Origin of the sequence: Pseudomonas chlororaphis (assembly GCA_001023535.1) — a bacterium.
Classification (GTDB): domain Bacteria; phylum Pseudomonadota; class Gammaproteobacteria; order Pseudomonadales; family Pseudomonadaceae; genus Aquipseudomonas; species Aquipseudomonas chlororaphis_E.
The window spans coordinates 1,578,445-1,593,133 of sequence record CP011020.1 but is presented as its reverse complement, the minus strand read 5'-3'; the positions used below and the strand labels follow the sequence as shown (position 1 = coordinate 1,593,133).

The following is a 14,689-nucleotide window of genomic DNA, read 5'->3' as shown; positions in this document are numbered from 1 at the left end:
CGTTGGGCTGCGAAGCAGCCCTAAAACCTGAGTTGATCGGTGTGCCAGATAGATTGAGTTCGTTGCTTTTGGGGGCTGCTACGCAGCCCAGCGGGGATAAATCCCCTCGCCACAGGATTTTTGATTCTTATCAATCGGGCTGCGGCTTCTTGAACACGTAGAACAGATTCGGCTCACTCACCAGGTAAAGGGTGCCGTCGTCGTCCATGGCGAGGCCTTCGGCCTGGGGTACGGTCTGCTGCAAGCCCTGGCTGCCCTTGCTCAAGGACAGCGTGCTCAGCGGCCGGCCATTGATGTCCAGTTCGATGATCAACCGCGATTCCTCGGACAGCGCCAGCAGATGGCCGCTGCGTTCATCGTATTGCAGGCTCGAAAGGTCGCGCACGAACAGCCCGGCATCACGCTTGGGGTTGTTGATGACATGGACCGCGTAGGACTTTTCTGGATTCTGATGGGGAAACCCATGCACTTCATAAATCAGCATCGGGTCGCGTTCCTTGGCCACGAATAGCCGTTTGCCTACCGAGTCGTAGGCGAGCCCTTCGAACCCCTTGTTGCTGCTCATGTGCACGCCAAGCGTCATCTGCTCGGCGTCGGCGGCGTCGAGGAACCGGGTGTCCTGGTCCAGATGGATCTTGATCAGTCGCTGCTGGCGCTCGTCGGTGATGACGTAAGTGTCTTCGCTGATGAATTCCACCGCTTCCGGGTCGCCGAAGCCCACCAGGGCGATGCGCCGCAGGATCCTGCCTTCGAGTGACAGCTCGACCAGCTCCGGATTCTGGTTGGTGACGGTGAACAGGCTCTTGCGTATCGGATCGAAGGTCAGCGCCGAGACATCGTCGGCCAGGCCATCGATCACCTGCGCTTCGACCGTGACCCGGTACTGGTCCAGCGCAATGGCCTGCTCGTGGGCGGGATTCCAGAAGCTGTTGACGTTGAACCAGGCGCGCTCGAACAGGCGCAGGCGCTGTCCCATTGCGATCGAAGCGATCAGGGCGATGGCCAGCAACATCAGGATCAGAGGTTTGGGACGGGCGAGTCGACGCATGTTGGGGGTGGGCTCGGATAAGAACAGGTGGCTGAAATATCACGACTACCTGAACTGAAGCTTAATGGCCGTGTGCCACACCCTACAGCGAAGGAGGAATAATCCTACAAGGTCAGCGTTGTTTTTCGAAACGATAGAACAGATTCGGTTCGCTGACCATGTACAGGTTGCCGGCCTCGTCGACGGTAACGCCCTCGGCACGCGGTATCGTGTCCTTCAGGCCGTTGAAGCCGCCCAGCAGGGTCATGAAGCTGACCTGCTCGCCTTTTTCGTCCAGCTCCAGCAGCAAGTGGGAGTCGGCCGAAAGCACCAGCATGTGACCGGTACGAGGGTCGACGGCCAACGCCGAGAGGTTGCGCAGGTCCAGCTCATTGCTGACATGGATCTGCTTGTCGCCCTTGAGCAGCTGGCTGCCGTCGCTTTTCCAGGTGTACAGCGCCGGCGGGCGTTCTTCACCCAGCACCAGCTGTTGGTTGCGCGGATCCCAGACGATGCCTTCGAAACCCTTGTTCTGGTTTTTCGATGCGCCAAGGTCATAACGAGGGAAGGCGGCGCTGTTCAGCTCGCGGGTGTTGGCATCCACCTGGATGATCGACAGGCTGTGATCGCGTTCATCGGTAATCGCCAGCAGGCCGTTTTCCATGTAGGTCACGCCCTCCGGATTGCTCCAGCCCACCAGCGGCATCTTGCGCAGCACCTCGCCCTGCAGGGTCAGCTCCACCAGGAACGGGTTTTTGCCCATGACGGCGAACAAGGTTTTGGTCTGCGGGTTGTAGGTCACATCGGAGGCTTCGTCCTTCTCCATGCCCGGCAGCGGCTTGGCGTCGATCACGGCATGGTAGTCCGGCAGCCAGACACTCTCCTGGCGCTGGGCCGGGCTTTGGAAGCGTTCCGATAGCCAGAGCAGACCGCGGTCGTCCCAGTGCATCGCGAACGCCAGGCCATAAGCGGCGGCCACGGCCAGCAGTGACCAGGCATACCAGGGCAGGGCAAAGCGAGAGCGGCGGGCGGACTTGGCAGGGGACAGCGCGTGGGGTTTGGCCATGGGGAGAATGCGTTCCAGGAAATTCGGCTAAGGGAATGGCTGGCTCAGATGCCGCATTCGCCGGAATTATCCGGATGGCATGTGAAAAAAACGATAAATCACGGGATGGACTGCTCCCAAATCCTCTGTAGGAGCGAGCTTGCTCGCTCCTACAGAGGATGATGGCAGCTTTTAGCGAACGCTGCTTTCGAAGCGGCTCGCGCCCGGCAATTCCAGGACCAGTTCATCGCCGGCATTCAGCGGCCCGACGCCGGCCGGGGTGCCAGTGAGGATGACGTCGCCGGCCTGCAGCGAGAAGCAGCCGGCCATGTACTGGATCATCGGCACGATGGGGTTGAGCATCAGGCGGCTGTTGCCGTCCTGGCGCACCTCACCGTTGATGGTCAGGCGCACCGGGATGTCGGCCAGGTCGGTAAACGTGCTGCCTGGCACGAACGGGGCGATGACGGCCGCGCCGTCGAACGACTTGGCCACTTCCCATGGCAGGCCCTTGGCCTTGAGCTCGGCCTGCTTGTCCCGAAGGGTCAGGTCCAGGGCCGGGGCGAAGCCGGAGATGGCGTCCAGGATTTCCTCGGCGCTGGGCCGGGTCGACAGCGGCTTGCCGATCAGCACGGCGATCTCCGCCTCGTAGTGCACCGAGCCGCGCTCGACCGGAATGCTGAACCCGCCCTCCAGCGGCACCACGCAACTGCCCGGCTTGATGAACAACAGCGGTTCGGTGGGCACCGGGTTGTCCAGTTCCTTGGCATGTTCGGCGTAGTTGCGGCCAATGCACACCACTTTGCCCACCGGGAAGTGGATGCGTGTACCGTCGACATACTGGTGCTGATAGCTCATTACCGACTCCTGTTCTGGGATTGGGGTGATTAAAGGGTTCAAACCGCGAAGATCTTGCCCGGGTTCATGATGCCGTTCGGGTCGAAGACCGCCTTCACGGCCTTCATGTATTCGATTTCCACTGGCGAACGACTATAGGCCAGGTAGTCGCGCTTGGTCATGCCCACGCCATGTTCGGCCGATATCGAGCCGTTGTACTTCTCGACGATCTCGAACACCCATTTGTTCACCGTGGCGCACTTGGCGAAGAACTCGTCCTTGCTCAGGTTTTGCGGCTTGAGAATGTTCAGGTGCAGGTTGCCATCGCCGATGTGGCCGTACCAGACGACTTCGAAGTCGGGATAGTGTTTGCCGACGATCGCGTCTATTTCCCTGAGGAAGTCCGGGACTTTGGAGACCGTCACCGAAATGTCGTTCTTGTACGGCGTCCAGTGGGAGATGGTTTCGGAAATGTACTCGCGCAGTTTCCACAGGTTCTGCAACTGGGTTTGATTCTGGCTCATCACGCCGTCCAGCACCCAGCCCTGTTCCACGCAGTGCTCGAAGGTTTCCAGCGCCTGGTTGGCCACGTCTTCGGTGGTGGCTTCGAATTCCAGCAGGGCATAGAACGGGCAATCGGTCTCGAACGGCGCCGGCACGTCACCGCGCCCGAGGATCTTGGCCAGGGCCTTGTCGGAGAAAAATTCGAACGCGGTCAGGTCGAGCTTGCCCTGGAACGCATGCAGCACGGGCATGATCGAGGCGAAGTCCGGCGTGCCGAGCACCATCGCCGTAAGGTTTTTCGGCGCACGGTCCAGGCGCATCGTGGCCTCGACCACGAAGCCGAGCGTGCCTTCGGCGCCGATGAACAACTGGCGCAAATCGTAGCCGGTGGCGTTCTTGATCAGGTCCTTGTTCAGCTCCAGCAGGTCGCCCTTGCCGGTGACGACCTTCATGCCCGCCACCCAGTTGCGGGTCATTCCGTAGCGAATGACCTTGATCCCGCCGGCATTAGTGCCGATGTTGCCACCAATCTGGCTGGAACCGGCCGATGCGAAGTCCACCGGGTAGTACAGCCCGTGTTCCTCGGCCTTGTTCTGCAATTGTTCGGTGATCACGCCCGGCTGGCACACGGCGGTGCGGTCGGTGAGGTTCACGTCGAGGATCTGGTTCATGTAGTCGAACGACACCACCACCTCGCCATGGGCGGCCACGGCGGCGGCGGAAAGCCCGGTGCGCCCGCCCGACGGCACCAGCGCGACCTTGCGGGTATTGGCCCAACGCACGATGGCCTGCACCTGCTCAATGCTCTTGGGAAAGACGATGGCGCTTGGCGCGGGGGCGAAATGACGGGTCCAGTCCTTGCCGTAAGCGTCCAGGGAGTCGGCATCGGTCAGGACCTTGCCCGGCTCGACCAGGGTCTTCAACTCAGCGATCAGTTCAGCAGTAGTCATCGACAGAACTCTCGAACAATTCATGGTCACCCTGAAGACGCTTCACGTCGCAGAATGAGTGTTTGAAGGTCGCATATGCTAGCATACGCCCCCCGCAGAGGCGTTCTAACAGGCCACGCTGCGGGCCGGCGACTACGCCGTGTGGGCAGCCTGACGTTGCCCATTTCCCTGCCATTTTTCTCCGGGACACAGGTTACGCAGATGAGCAAGACTTCTCTCGATAAGAGCAAGATCAAGTTCCTTCTTCTCGAAGGCGTCCACCAATCGGCTGTCGACGTCCTCAAGTCGGCGGGCTACACCAGCATTGAGTACATCACCAGTTCTCTGCCGGAAGCCCAGCTCAAGGAAAAGATCGCCGATGCTCACTTCATCGGCATTCGCTCCCGTACCCAATTGACCGAAGAGATCTTCGACCACGCCAAGAAACTGGTCGCGGTCGGCTGCTTCTGCATCGGCACCAACCAGGTCGACCTCGACGCGGCGCGCGAGCGCGGCATCGCGGTGTTCAACGCACCGTACTCCAACACCCGTTCCGTTGCCGAACTGGTGCTGGCCGAAGCGATCCTGCTGTTGCGCGGTATCCCCGAGAAGAACGCATCCTGCCACCGTGGCGGCTGGATCAAGAGTGCGGCCAACTCCTTTGAAATCCGCGGCAAGAAGCTGGGGATCGTCGGCTACGGCTCGATCGGCACCCAACTGTCGGTCCTGGCCGAGGGCCTGGGCATGCAGGTCTACTTCTACGACACCGTGACCAAGCTGCCACTGGGCAACGCCACCCAGGTCAATGACCTGCACGAGCTGCTGGGCATGTCCGATATCGTGACCCTGCACGTGCCGGAAACCGCTGCCACCCAGTGGATGATCGGCGAGAAGGAAATCCGCGCCATCAAGAAGGGCGGGATCCTGATCAACGCCGCCCGTGGCACCGTGGTCAGGCTCGAAGCCCTGGCCGAAGCGATCAAGGACAAGCACCTGATCGGCGCCGCCATCGACGTTTTCCCGGTGGAGCCGCGCTCCAACGACGACATCTTCGAAAGCCCGCTGCGTGGCCTGGACAACGTGATCCTGACCCCGCACATCGGTGGCTCCACCGCTGAAGCCCAAGCCAACATCGGCCTGGAAGTGGCGGAAAAACTGGTCAAGTACAGCGACAACGGTACTTCGGTATCGTCCGTGAATTTCCCGGAAGTGGCCCTGCCGGCTCACCCTGGCAAGCACCGCCTGTTGCACATCCACGAGAACATCCCGGGTGTGATGAGCGAGATCAACAAGGTCTTCGCCGAAAACGGCATCAACATTTCCGGTCAGTTCCTGCAGACCAACGAGAAGGTCGGCTACGTCGTGATCGACGTCGACGCCGAATACTCGGACCTGGCGCAAGAGAAGCTGCAGCACATCAAGGGCACCATTCGGTCCCGCGTGCTGTTCTAAGCCGCGAGGCTGGCTGGCAATGAAAAACGGGAGCCCGAAAAGGCTCCCGTTTTTTGTGCCTGACATGCTGCTGCACCTGTGGGAGCGGGCTTGCTCCCACAAGGGCCTATGTTCCGTCACCCCAGGCGGTGTTATTTCACGTTTACCGTGATTTTCTTGGAGACAATCGGCGGATCGAACGGCATGTGGCCACTGTCGCCCAGTTCCAGCTGCAAGGTGTGCTTGCCCGGGGCCAGCTTGATGGTGGCCTCGGTCTGCGCCTTGCCGAAGTGCATGTGGTTGGCGTCGGTCGGGATCGGTGCGCCCGCGGCAGGCAATTGGTCGACATCGATCAGCAGATGGTGATGTCCGGTATTCTTGGTCACGTCACCCGCCGGGGCCAGGGCGATACCCTTGACGCCGAACTGGACCTTGAATTCCTGGGCGACAGTGGCTCCGTCGGCCGGGGAAACGATGAATGCTTCTGCGCCCTTGGGTGCAGGGGTTGCGGCGGTTGCCAGCATCGAAGTGCCGAGCAACAGGCCGGCCAACGCGGCACGAGACATAACGCTTTTCATTTTTTTCTCCAGTTTTTTCATGAAATCCGCCCGGTCATGACAACTTCATGACCAATCGTTGTCGAAGCCTGCAACAACCATAGCAAAGCGAGCCTGAAACGAGCGTCGCTTGTATCGATACCAAGGAGTGACCATGCGTTTCCTGCCTGGCCTGATCTGCCTGCTACCCCTTTTGAGCCCTTTGGCCCATGCCGAATTGATCGATGACATCAACGACCGTGGTGAGCTGCGCATCGCCCTGGAGGCCAATACCGCGCCGTTCAACTTCAAGGAAGACGGCAAGCTCACCGGGTTCGAAGTGGAGCTGGGCCAGATGCTCGCCAGTGAACTCGATGTACGCGCCGACTTCGTGGTCACCGATGCTGCGGACCTGCTGACCGGTGTGGAGAGCGGCAAGTACGACGTTGCCATCAACCACATAGCAATGACCCCGGAACTGGCCGAACGTTTCGACACCAGTGCCGCTTACAGTCAACCGGATGCGCAATTGTTGGCGAAAAAGGATGAAACCCAGCAGCGCCCGCTGATGATGGCGCAGTCTTTCCAGCCGGAAGAAAAGAGCGGCCCGGCGCCGCACCTGGTGATCCCCTTCCAGAAAGGCAACCCGGCGTTCAAGGCCAGCCTGGACAACGCCCTGACGCGGATCAAGGATGACGGGCGGCTGGAGCAGTTGTCCCAGAAGTGGTTGGGCAAGCAGCAATAGCGAGGTGGGCGCAGCTTTTGTGGTGAGGATTGCTGGGCTTCAAATCTTGCGCCAGACACTCGCCAACCACGGCTGCTGCTCGCGCGGCCGTCCCGCCGGTCGGTAGTAATGCTCCAGCTCCACGAAGCCGGCGTCGGTGAGCAACGCGCGCCAGGCCGCCAGGTCGTGGTAGGCGCCGAAACGCTGGCCGTTCCAGCCCTCCTGATTCTCGCCCCGGGGGTTGGAGCTGAACAACACGCCGTCAGCCTTGAGGGTGGCGTGCAGTTGCCTGAGCACCCGCGGCAACTCCTGTCGCGGAACGTGAAACAGCACGGCGTTGGCGAAGATCCCGTCGAAGCGTTGCGCCGGCAGGTCGAGTTCCAGGAAGTCCTGTTGCCACACCTCGCAGCCGCTGTCCTGGCGTGCCATGCGGACGAACTCGGCTGAGCCGTCCAGGCCGATCGCGACGTGGCCCAAGGCGGTGAACGCGCGCAAGTCCCGGCCCGGGCCGCAACCCAGGTCCAGGATGTGCAGCGGTGCGCTGGTCCGGATATGGCGCAGCAATGCGTCGATGTTCTGGCTCACATCATGGTCGCGGGTGCCTTCGCGAAAGTCTTCGGCGACGGCGTTGTAGTTGCCCAGGGTGGTGGCGGTGATGGCTTGCAAGTCTTCGGGGGAGTGTTTCATGGTCGTGGGCTTGGGTAGGGAGCGTGGGCGGACTATAGCGCACATCCCCAGCCTGGCCGTTCACTTAAGGACGACACGTGATAAACCTCAAGTGAACAGCATTACCGCAAGGGCCGGCCTGTCAGCGTTTGTTCAGCCCCCGCGCCAGGCGGTCACCGCCGAGCTGAATCACCGCCACTAGCGCCACCAGCAGAACGATCACCGTGAGCATGATCTGGCTGTCGAAACGCTGGTAGCCGTAACGGTAGGCGATGTCGCCCAGGCCACCGGCACCGATGGCCCCGGCCATCGCCGAGGAGTTGATCATGGTCACCAGAGTGATGGTGAAACCGCCGACGATGCCCGGCAGTGCTTCGGGCAGCAGCACGTGCCAGACAATGTGCCAGCGCCGGCAACCCATGGCCTGGGCCGCCTCGATCAACCCATGGTCGACCTCCCGCAGGCTGACCTCGGCGATGCGGGCGAAGAACGGCGTGGCGGCGATGGTCAACGGCACCACCGCCGCCCAGACACCGTACGTGGTGCCGACGATCAGCCGGGTGAACGGGATCAGCGCCACCATCAGGATCAGGAATGGGATCGAGCGGAACAGGTTCACGAACGCGCCCAGGGCCTTGTTCAAGACGGGCGCCTCAAAGATGCCACCCTTGCCGCTGGTCACCAGGATCACCGCCAGCGGTATGCCCGCCAGCAATGCGATCAACGACGACACCCCCACCATCAGGAAGGTGTCGATAAAGCCCTGCAATAACCGATCAAACCACATAGCCCAGCACCTCCACCTGTTGTGCCCAATCGCCCGCCCGTTGCCGCAGTTCCTCGGCGCCCCACGACGAGCCGCTTACCGCCAACAATAATTGCCCCAGCCCGTGGCCCTGGATCCGTTCGATGCCGCCATGGAGCAGCCGCACCCGTCCGCCGAGGGCGCTGAACAAGGCGGCGAGGTCGGGTTCGTCCTGCCCCGTGCCGGTGAACTGCAAGCGCAACACAGTGGCGGCCTCGGCTGAGGCCGGTTGCGCCTGCAAACGGCTCTTCAGTTCGTCGGGCAACGCGTGCTGCAACGGCGCGAGCAGGGTTCGGCTCACCGCGTGTTGCGGGTTGCCGAACACTTCCCAGACCGGTCCCTGCTCGACGATCCGTCCTTGTTCGAGCACCACTACCCGGTCGCAGACTTCGCGAATCACTGCCATTTCGTGGGTGATCAGGACGATGGTCAGGCCCAGGCGCTGGTTGATCTCGCGTAGCAGCCCGAGGATCGACTGGGTCGTCTCCGGGTCCAGGGCCGAGGTGGCTTCGTCGCACAGCAGTATCTGGGGATCATGGACCAGGGCCCGGGCGATCCCGACGCGTTGCTTTTGCCCGCCCGAGAGCTGCGCCGGATAGGCCTGGTGCTTGCCTTGCAGGCCGACCAGCTCAAGCAGCTCACGAACCTTTTGCTCGCGCTGCGCCTTGGGCACGCCGGCCACTTTCAGCGGCAGTTCGACGTTCTGCCACACAGTCTTGGCCGACATCAGGTTGAAGTGCTGGAAGATCATGCCGATCCGTCGGCGCAGCTGCACCAACTGGTCTTCATCGAATGGGCCGATGTCCACCTGGTCGATCAGCACTCGCCCGCTGGTGGGCTGCTCAAGGCGATTGATGGTGCGGATCAGCGACGACTTGCCCGCGCCACTGCGGCCGATGATGCCGAACACCTCGCCGCGCTGGATCGCCAGGTCGATGCCTTGCAGGGCGGCCACCGGGCCTTGGGCGCCAGTGTAGGTCTTGCCCAGGCCGATGAAACGCACGTGTGCGCGGTTCAGGTCCGGGTGCAGTTCGGTCGGGTCGGCGCCCTGGGGCGCGGCGGCTTCCTGTCGGAGCCTGGCGTTGACGGCGTTCATGATCAACCTTCCCAACCGGCCTGGTAGAGCTTGCCGTGGGCCTTGTCGAGGGCGGCACGGACGACGGGCGAATGCTGGTAGATGTCGACGAACTTGATCAGCCGTGGGTCATGCTGGCTCTTGGGCTGGATCACGAACTGAATCACGTATTCCTTGTGGTCCAGGCCGTCGAACAGCAGGGCCGAGCCGGCGTCGAAGGTCTTGGCCAGGCGGATGTAGGCGGGGTAGCCCTGCACCAGGTCGGCGTCATCGTAGGCGCGCACCAGTTGCACGGCCTCGACCTGGAGGATCTTCAGTTTCTTCGGGTTGGCCACGATGTCGTCTTCGGTGGCCTTGTAGCCCACCCCTGGCTTGAGGCTGATCAGCCCGGCCTTGGCCAGCAGTTGCAGGCCGCGACCGCTGTTGATCGGGTCGTTGGCGATGGCGACGCTCGCCCCTTCGGGCAACTCATCGAAGCTTTTGTACTTTTTCGAGTAGAGGCCGACGTTGTTGATGATGCCCGGCGCAAACGGCACCAGGTCAAACCCGGCGGCGGCCTTGGCGTTTTCCAGGAACGGGATGTGCTGGAAGTAGTTCACGTCGATGTCACCGGAGGCCAGGCTGACATTCGGTGCGATCCAGTCGCTGAACTCCACCAGCTCGACCTTCAGGCCTTGCTTGCCAGCCTCTTCGACGGCGGCTTCCAGGGGTATGGCGAAGGCGGCCGTGGTGCCGATCTTCAAGGGAGCATCGGCGGCGAACAGGGCCGAGCTGAACAGGCCGAGGGTCAGGGCCAGGGCTTTGACTGGCGAGGAAAGGGAGTATTTGGTCATAAAGTTCTTCCAGTCATTCATGGTCGGGTGCGTGTTTTTGTGGCGAGGGGATTTATCCCCGCTGGGCTGCGTAGCAGCCCCAAAGCAGTCAACTCCATCAGCCCGGGTGTACCGCGGCGTCAGATTCAAGGACCGCTGCGCGGCCCAACGGGGATAAATCCCCTCGCCACAGGGGTCAGTGTCGGTAGGTCGAACCAGTGTGTTGTTCGGGTAAATGAGCCGCTGCGCGAAACAGCTTTTCGCGCAGGGTGCCCTGGTCGTATTCGGTCTTGTACGCGCCGCGCTTCTGCAGTTCGGGAATCACCAGGTCGATGAAGTCCGCGTAGCTCTGGGGTGTCACGATGCGCGTCAGGTTGAAGCCATCGAGGCCGGTTTCGGCGATCCACGACTCCAACTCGTCGGCCACCTGCTCGGGCGAGCCGACCACGGTGATGTAGCGCCCGCCCAAAGCGTGTTGCTCGAGCAATTTGCGGCGCGTCCAGTCGTTATTCTGCAGGGTCTTGGTCGCAGACTGGATGGCGTTGCTTTTCACGTACTGGATCGGCTCGTCCAAGTCGTACTCGGAAAAATCGATTCCTGTGGACGCGGAAAAGTGCGCCACCCCGGCCTCGGCGCTGGCGTAGCTCAGATACTCGGCATGCTTGGCCCAGGCGGCGGCTTCGGTTTCGCCGACGATCACGTTCAGGCCCATGAACACCTTGATGTCGCCTGGGTTGCGTCCGGCCTCGACAGCGCTGGCGCGGACCTTGTCCACCTGGCGCTTGGTCGCCGGTTTGTTCTGGCCGCTGATGAACACGCATTCGGCATGCCGTCCGGCAAACTGCAGGCCACGCTCCGAACTGCCGGCCTGGAACAGCACCGGTGTGCGCTGGGGCGAAGGTTCGCAGAGGTGATAACCCTCGACCTGGTAGAACTCGCCATGGTGTCGGACCTTGTGCACCTTCTCAGGTTGCGCGTAGATCCGCTGCTCGCGGTCGTTGAGCACTGCATCGTCTTCCCAACTGCCCTCCCACAGTTTGTAGAGCACTTGCAGGTATTCGTCGGCCTGGTCGTAGCGCCGGTCATGTTCGACTTGCGCGCTCAAGCCCATGGCCTTGGCGGCGCTGTCCAGGTAGCCGGTGACGATGTTCCACCCCACCCGGCCGCGACTCAGGTGGTCGAGGGTGCTCATGCGCCGGGCGAACAGGTACGGTGGTTCGTAGGTCAGGTTCGCGGTGAGGCCGAAGCCCAGGTGCCGGGTGACGGCGGCCATCGCCGAGACCAGCAGCAGCGGGTCGTTGACCGGCAACTGGATCGACTCTTTCAGCGTGACGTCCACCGACTGCTGGTAGACGTCATAGACGCCGACGATATCGGCGATGAACAACCCGTCGAAGAGCCCGCGCTCAAGCAACCGCGCCAGGTCGGTCCAGTATTCCAGGGTGTTGTACTGGGTCGAGGTGTCTTGGGGATGGGTCCACAGGCCATGGTTGATGTGCCCGATGCAGTTCATGTTGAACGCATTGAGCAGGATCTTTTTCTTGCCGGCCGCCATCAGATCGTCCCCCGCAATGGCGGCTTCTCGTCGTTGAGATAGAAGTTGCCCACCGCGTGGTACTTCCAGCGCACCGGGTCGTGCAGGGTATGCACGCGGGCATTGCGCCAGTGACGATCGAGGCCGTGTTCGGCGAGTGTCGCCTGGCTGCCGGCCAGTTCGAACAGGGTGCTGCCGGTGGCCAGGGAAATATCGGTGCTGATGGCGCGCGCTTCGGCCACGGCGATCGAGGCAGCGGCGACGGTGTCGGCGTCAGGGGCGGCCTGGGCCTGGTCGAGAAACTCGCCGGCCCGCTCCAGCAGGGCTTCGGCGGCGTGCAGGCGCACGCTCAATTGGCCGAAGCGCTTGAGGGTGAGCGGGTCTTCGGTGGCGACGTCGCTGGTGGCGTCGATCCAGGGCCGGGTCTTGCTGCGGACGAACTGCAGGGCGTCTTCATAGGCCGCGCGAGCAATGCCGGTGTCGATGGCGGCGTGGAGAATCTGCGCCAGCGGCCCCACCGGGGTCGGGCGCTCGAAGGCGCTCTGGAACGGTACGATGTCTTCGGCGCCGACGTAAACGTCTTCGAACACCACCGAGCCGCTGCCGGTGGTGCGCTGGCCGAAGCCGCTCCAGTCGTCGATCACCGTCAGACCCTTGCTGTCGCGAGGCACGAACGCCAGTTGCTGCACACCGTTTTCATCCACCACCGAGGTGGGAATGCGCTGGGCGTAGAGAGCCCCGGTGGCGTAGAACTTGCGGCCGTTGATGCGATACCCCGCGCCGTCACGGCGCAGTTGGGTGGTGCGGTCGTGGGCGGTCTTGGTGCCCAACTCGGCCAGCGCGTTGCCAAAGCGCTGGCCGGCCAGCACCTCGGCGTACAACCGTTGTTTCTGCGCCTCGCTGCCGTTTACCCGCAGCACTTCCAAGGCGTAGTAATGGTTTTGCGGAATCTGTCCGAGAGAGCCGTCGGCCTGGGCGATCAGCGCAATGACCTTGGCCAGGGTGACATTGGAAACCCCGGCGCCGCCGTAGGCCTTCGGTACGCTGATGCCCCACAGGCCGGAACGGGAGAAGGCGTCCAGCTCCGGGTGCGGCAGGCGGCGCTCACGGTCGCGCAGGGCGCTGTCGCGCTTGAAGTCATCGGCCAGGTCGCTGGCCACGATCAGGGCTTGTTCATCGCTGGTGATCACCGCGACGTGTTGGGAAAGCGTCATGTGCTGCTCCAGAAAATCGGCGGGTCAGATCCAGGAATGCCGGGCCGGCAGGGTGCCGTTCAACCGGTAGGCGCCGATGGCGTGGTACTTCCAGCGCACCGGATCGTGCAGGGTATGGACGCGTGCGTTGCGCCAGTGGCGGTCGAGGTTGAACTCGGCCAGGGTGGCGCGGCTGCCGGCCAGTTCGAAGAGTTTTTCGCTGGCTTGCAGGGCGATCTCGGTGGTCAAGGCCTTGGCCTCGGCCACGACGATCGAGGCGTGGGCGGCCGATTGCGCGGTGATGGGGGCGGCCGTGACCTGGTCCAGTACCCGTCCGGCCTTGCGCAGCAGTGCTTCGGCCGCGTGCAATTCGATCTTCAGTTTGCCGATGTCGGCGATCACGTAGAGGTCGTCGCTGGCGCGCTCGACCTTGGCATCGATCCAGGGCCGGGCCCGCTCGCGAACGAAGGCGATGGCATCGTCGATGGCGCCCCGGGCGATTCCCGCATCGATCGCGGCCTGGATCAGCTGCGAAATCGCGCCCTGGACGTTCGGCACGTCGTTGATGCGCCAGTTGTCCAGGACGAGTTCGGCATCGACCCGCACATTGTTCAGCAGTACCGTGCCGCTGGCGGTCGTACGCTGGCCAAAGCCCGACCAGTCGTCGACGATGCGCAGGCCCGGTGTGCCGCGCCGTACGAACGCCAGCACCTGCCGGCCCTGGTCATTCAGCGCCTTGACCGCCACCCAATGGGCAAACAGCGCGCCGGTCGAATAGAACTTCTGGCCATTGATGACGTAGTCGTCGCCGTCGGCGGTGATCCGTGCCTTGAGTTCAAGGGTATTGCGAACGCCACGTTCCGGCCCGGCGTTACCGATGCGCGCGCCCTCGAGCACGCTTTGCAGCAATATCTGTTTTTGCCGTTCGGTGCCCGTGCCGAGAATCAGCTGGAGCACGCCGAACTGGTTTTGTGGAATCTGCCCCAAGGCCGGGTCCGCAGCGGAGATGATCGCGAACACATCGGCGAGGGTGACGAAGGATACCTGTGGGCCGCCGTATGCCCGGGGGATGGCGATGCTGCCCAGCCCACTGCGGGTGAACTGTTCGATTTCCGACCATGGCAGCTTGCGCTGCTGATCGCGGCGCGCGGCCTGCTGGCGGGCGACTTGCGCCAGTTCATGAGCGGCTTTGATCGCTTCGGCATCGTTGCGCAGCACTTGGGCGGGCAGCAACAGCGGGGCGATGTCCAGGTCGCTGTGGACGTTTGCCTGGGCCAGATCCGACATTACAGCCACTCCGTGGCTGCAGGCAGTGCCTTGGCGCACTGCGCTGGGGTGTTTGTGTTCCGTACCATACCCACCTCACCTGTGAAGAAAAAATCAGGAAATGTCCGGTGGTCCGGTGTATATACCCTAAACGCGTATAAATAATTTTCAAACTAACTTTTGGGAATATAAATAGAGAGATTTTTCCAGCGGGCTGTTGTGGCGAGGGGATTCATCCCCGATGGGGCACGGAGCGGCCCTGAAGTTTTGGGGCCGCTTCGCCCGAGACATCGGACCGTCCCAGC

Annotated in this window: 14 protein-coding genes; 2 read left to right on the top strand and 12 right to left on the bottom strand. The window is 62.4% G+C overall.

The features are described from left to right. Positions 1–130: 130 nt before the first annotated feature. The 4 genes from VM99_06880 to VM99_06865 form a co-directional block, all read right to left on the bottom strand. Entirely contained in the window at positions 131–1,048 is a 918-nt protein-coding gene (locus VM99_06880; GenBank protein AKJ97798.1) for a DNA-binding protein, read from the bottom strand. Positions 1,049–1,160: 112 nt separating this feature from the next. After that, positions 1,161–2,093, bottom strand: coding sequence for a DNA-binding protein (locus VM99_06875; GenBank protein AKJ97797.1), 933 nt, complete (start codon positions 2,091–2,093; stop codon positions 1,161–1,163). 171 nt (positions 2,094–2,264) lie between these two features. Further along, positions 2,265–2,930 (bottom strand): hypothetical protein, encoded by a 666-nt coding sequence (locus tag VM99_06870; GenBank protein ID AKJ97796.1) that lies wholly within the window; start codon positions 2,928–2,930, stop codon positions 2,265–2,267. A 38-nt stretch (positions 2,931–2,968) separates the two neighbouring features. Further along, the gene (locus tag VM99_06865; GenBank protein ID AKJ97795.1) at positions 2,969–4,363 is read right to left on the bottom strand and encodes an FAD-linked oxidase; all 1,395 of its coding nucleotides are present in this window, start codon (positions 4,361–4,363) and stop codon (positions 2,969–2,971) included. Between the two features lie 201 nt (positions 4,364–4,564). Between VM99_06865 and VM99_06860 the strand changes: the two genes are divergently transcribed. Further along, on the top strand, positions 4,565–5,794 hold the full coding sequence (locus VM99_06860; protein AKJ97794.1) for a 3-phosphoglycerate dehydrogenase: 1,230 nt from the start codon (positions 4,565–4,567) through the stop codon (positions 5,792–5,794). Between the two features lie 131 nt (positions 5,795–5,925). Here VM99_06860 and VM99_06855 read toward each other — a convergent pair whose 3' ends face one another. Further along, positions 5,926–6,351, bottom strand: coding sequence for an ATPase (locus tag VM99_06855; protein ID AKJ97793.1), 426 nt, complete (start codon positions 6,349–6,351; stop codon positions 5,926–5,928). Between the two features lie 133 nt (positions 6,352–6,484). Between VM99_06855 and VM99_06850 the strand changes: the two genes are divergently transcribed. Continuing rightward, entirely contained in the window at positions 6,485–7,054 is a 570-nt protein-coding gene (locus VM99_06850; GenBank protein ID AKJ97792.1) for an ABC transporter substrate-binding protein, read from the top strand. Between the two features lie 39 nt (positions 7,055–7,093). Here the strand turns inward: VM99_06850 and VM99_06845 are convergent, their stop codons facing one another. From VM99_06845 to VM99_06815, 7 genes are all read right to left on the bottom strand, one after another. After that, positions 7,094–7,720, bottom strand: coding sequence for a methyltransferase (locus tag VM99_06845; GenBank protein AKJ97791.1), 627 nt, complete (start codon positions 7,718–7,720; stop codon positions 7,094–7,096). Between the two features lie 121 nt (positions 7,721–7,841). Continuing rightward, the gene (locus tag VM99_06840; protein AKJ97790.1) at positions 7,842–8,486 is read right to left on the bottom strand and encodes an ABC transporter permease; all 645 of its coding nucleotides are present in this window, start codon (positions 8,484–8,486) and stop codon (positions 7,842–7,844) included. Further along, on the bottom strand, positions 8,476–9,600 hold the full coding sequence (locus VM99_06835; protein ID AKJ97789.1) for an ABC transporter: 1,125 nt from the start codon (positions 9,598–9,600) through the stop codon (positions 8,476–8,478). The genes VM99_06840 and VM99_06835 overlap by 11 nt, the downstream gene beginning before the upstream one ends. A gap of 2 nt (positions 9,601–9,602) precedes the next feature. Then, on the bottom strand, positions 9,603–10,412 hold the full coding sequence (locus VM99_06830) for a methionine ABC transporter substrate-binding protein (GenBank protein AKJ97788.1): 810 nt from the start codon (positions 10,410–10,412) through the stop codon (positions 9,603–9,605). Between the two features lie 175 nt (positions 10,413–10,587). After that, positions 10,588–11,946 carry a N5,N10-methylene tetrahydromethanopterin reductase gene (locus VM99_06825; protein AKJ97787.1) on the bottom strand — a complete coding sequence of 453 codons (1,359 nt, stop codon included), beginning with the start codon at positions 11,944–11,946 and terminating at the stop codon, positions 10,588–10,590. Further along, entirely contained in the window at positions 11,946–13,139 is a 1,194-nt protein-coding gene (locus VM99_06820) for an acyl-CoA dehydrogenase (protein ID AKJ97786.1), read from the bottom strand. Before VM99_06820 ends, VM99_06825 begins: the two co-directional genes overlap by 1 nt. Positions 13,140–13,163: 24 nt before the next feature. Further along, a complete protein-coding gene (locus tag VM99_06815; GenBank protein AKJ97785.1) occupies positions 13,164–14,405 on the bottom strand; it encodes a monooxygenase in 1,242 nt (413 codons plus the stop codon). Between the last annotated feature and the right edge of the window lie 284 nt (positions 14,406–14,689).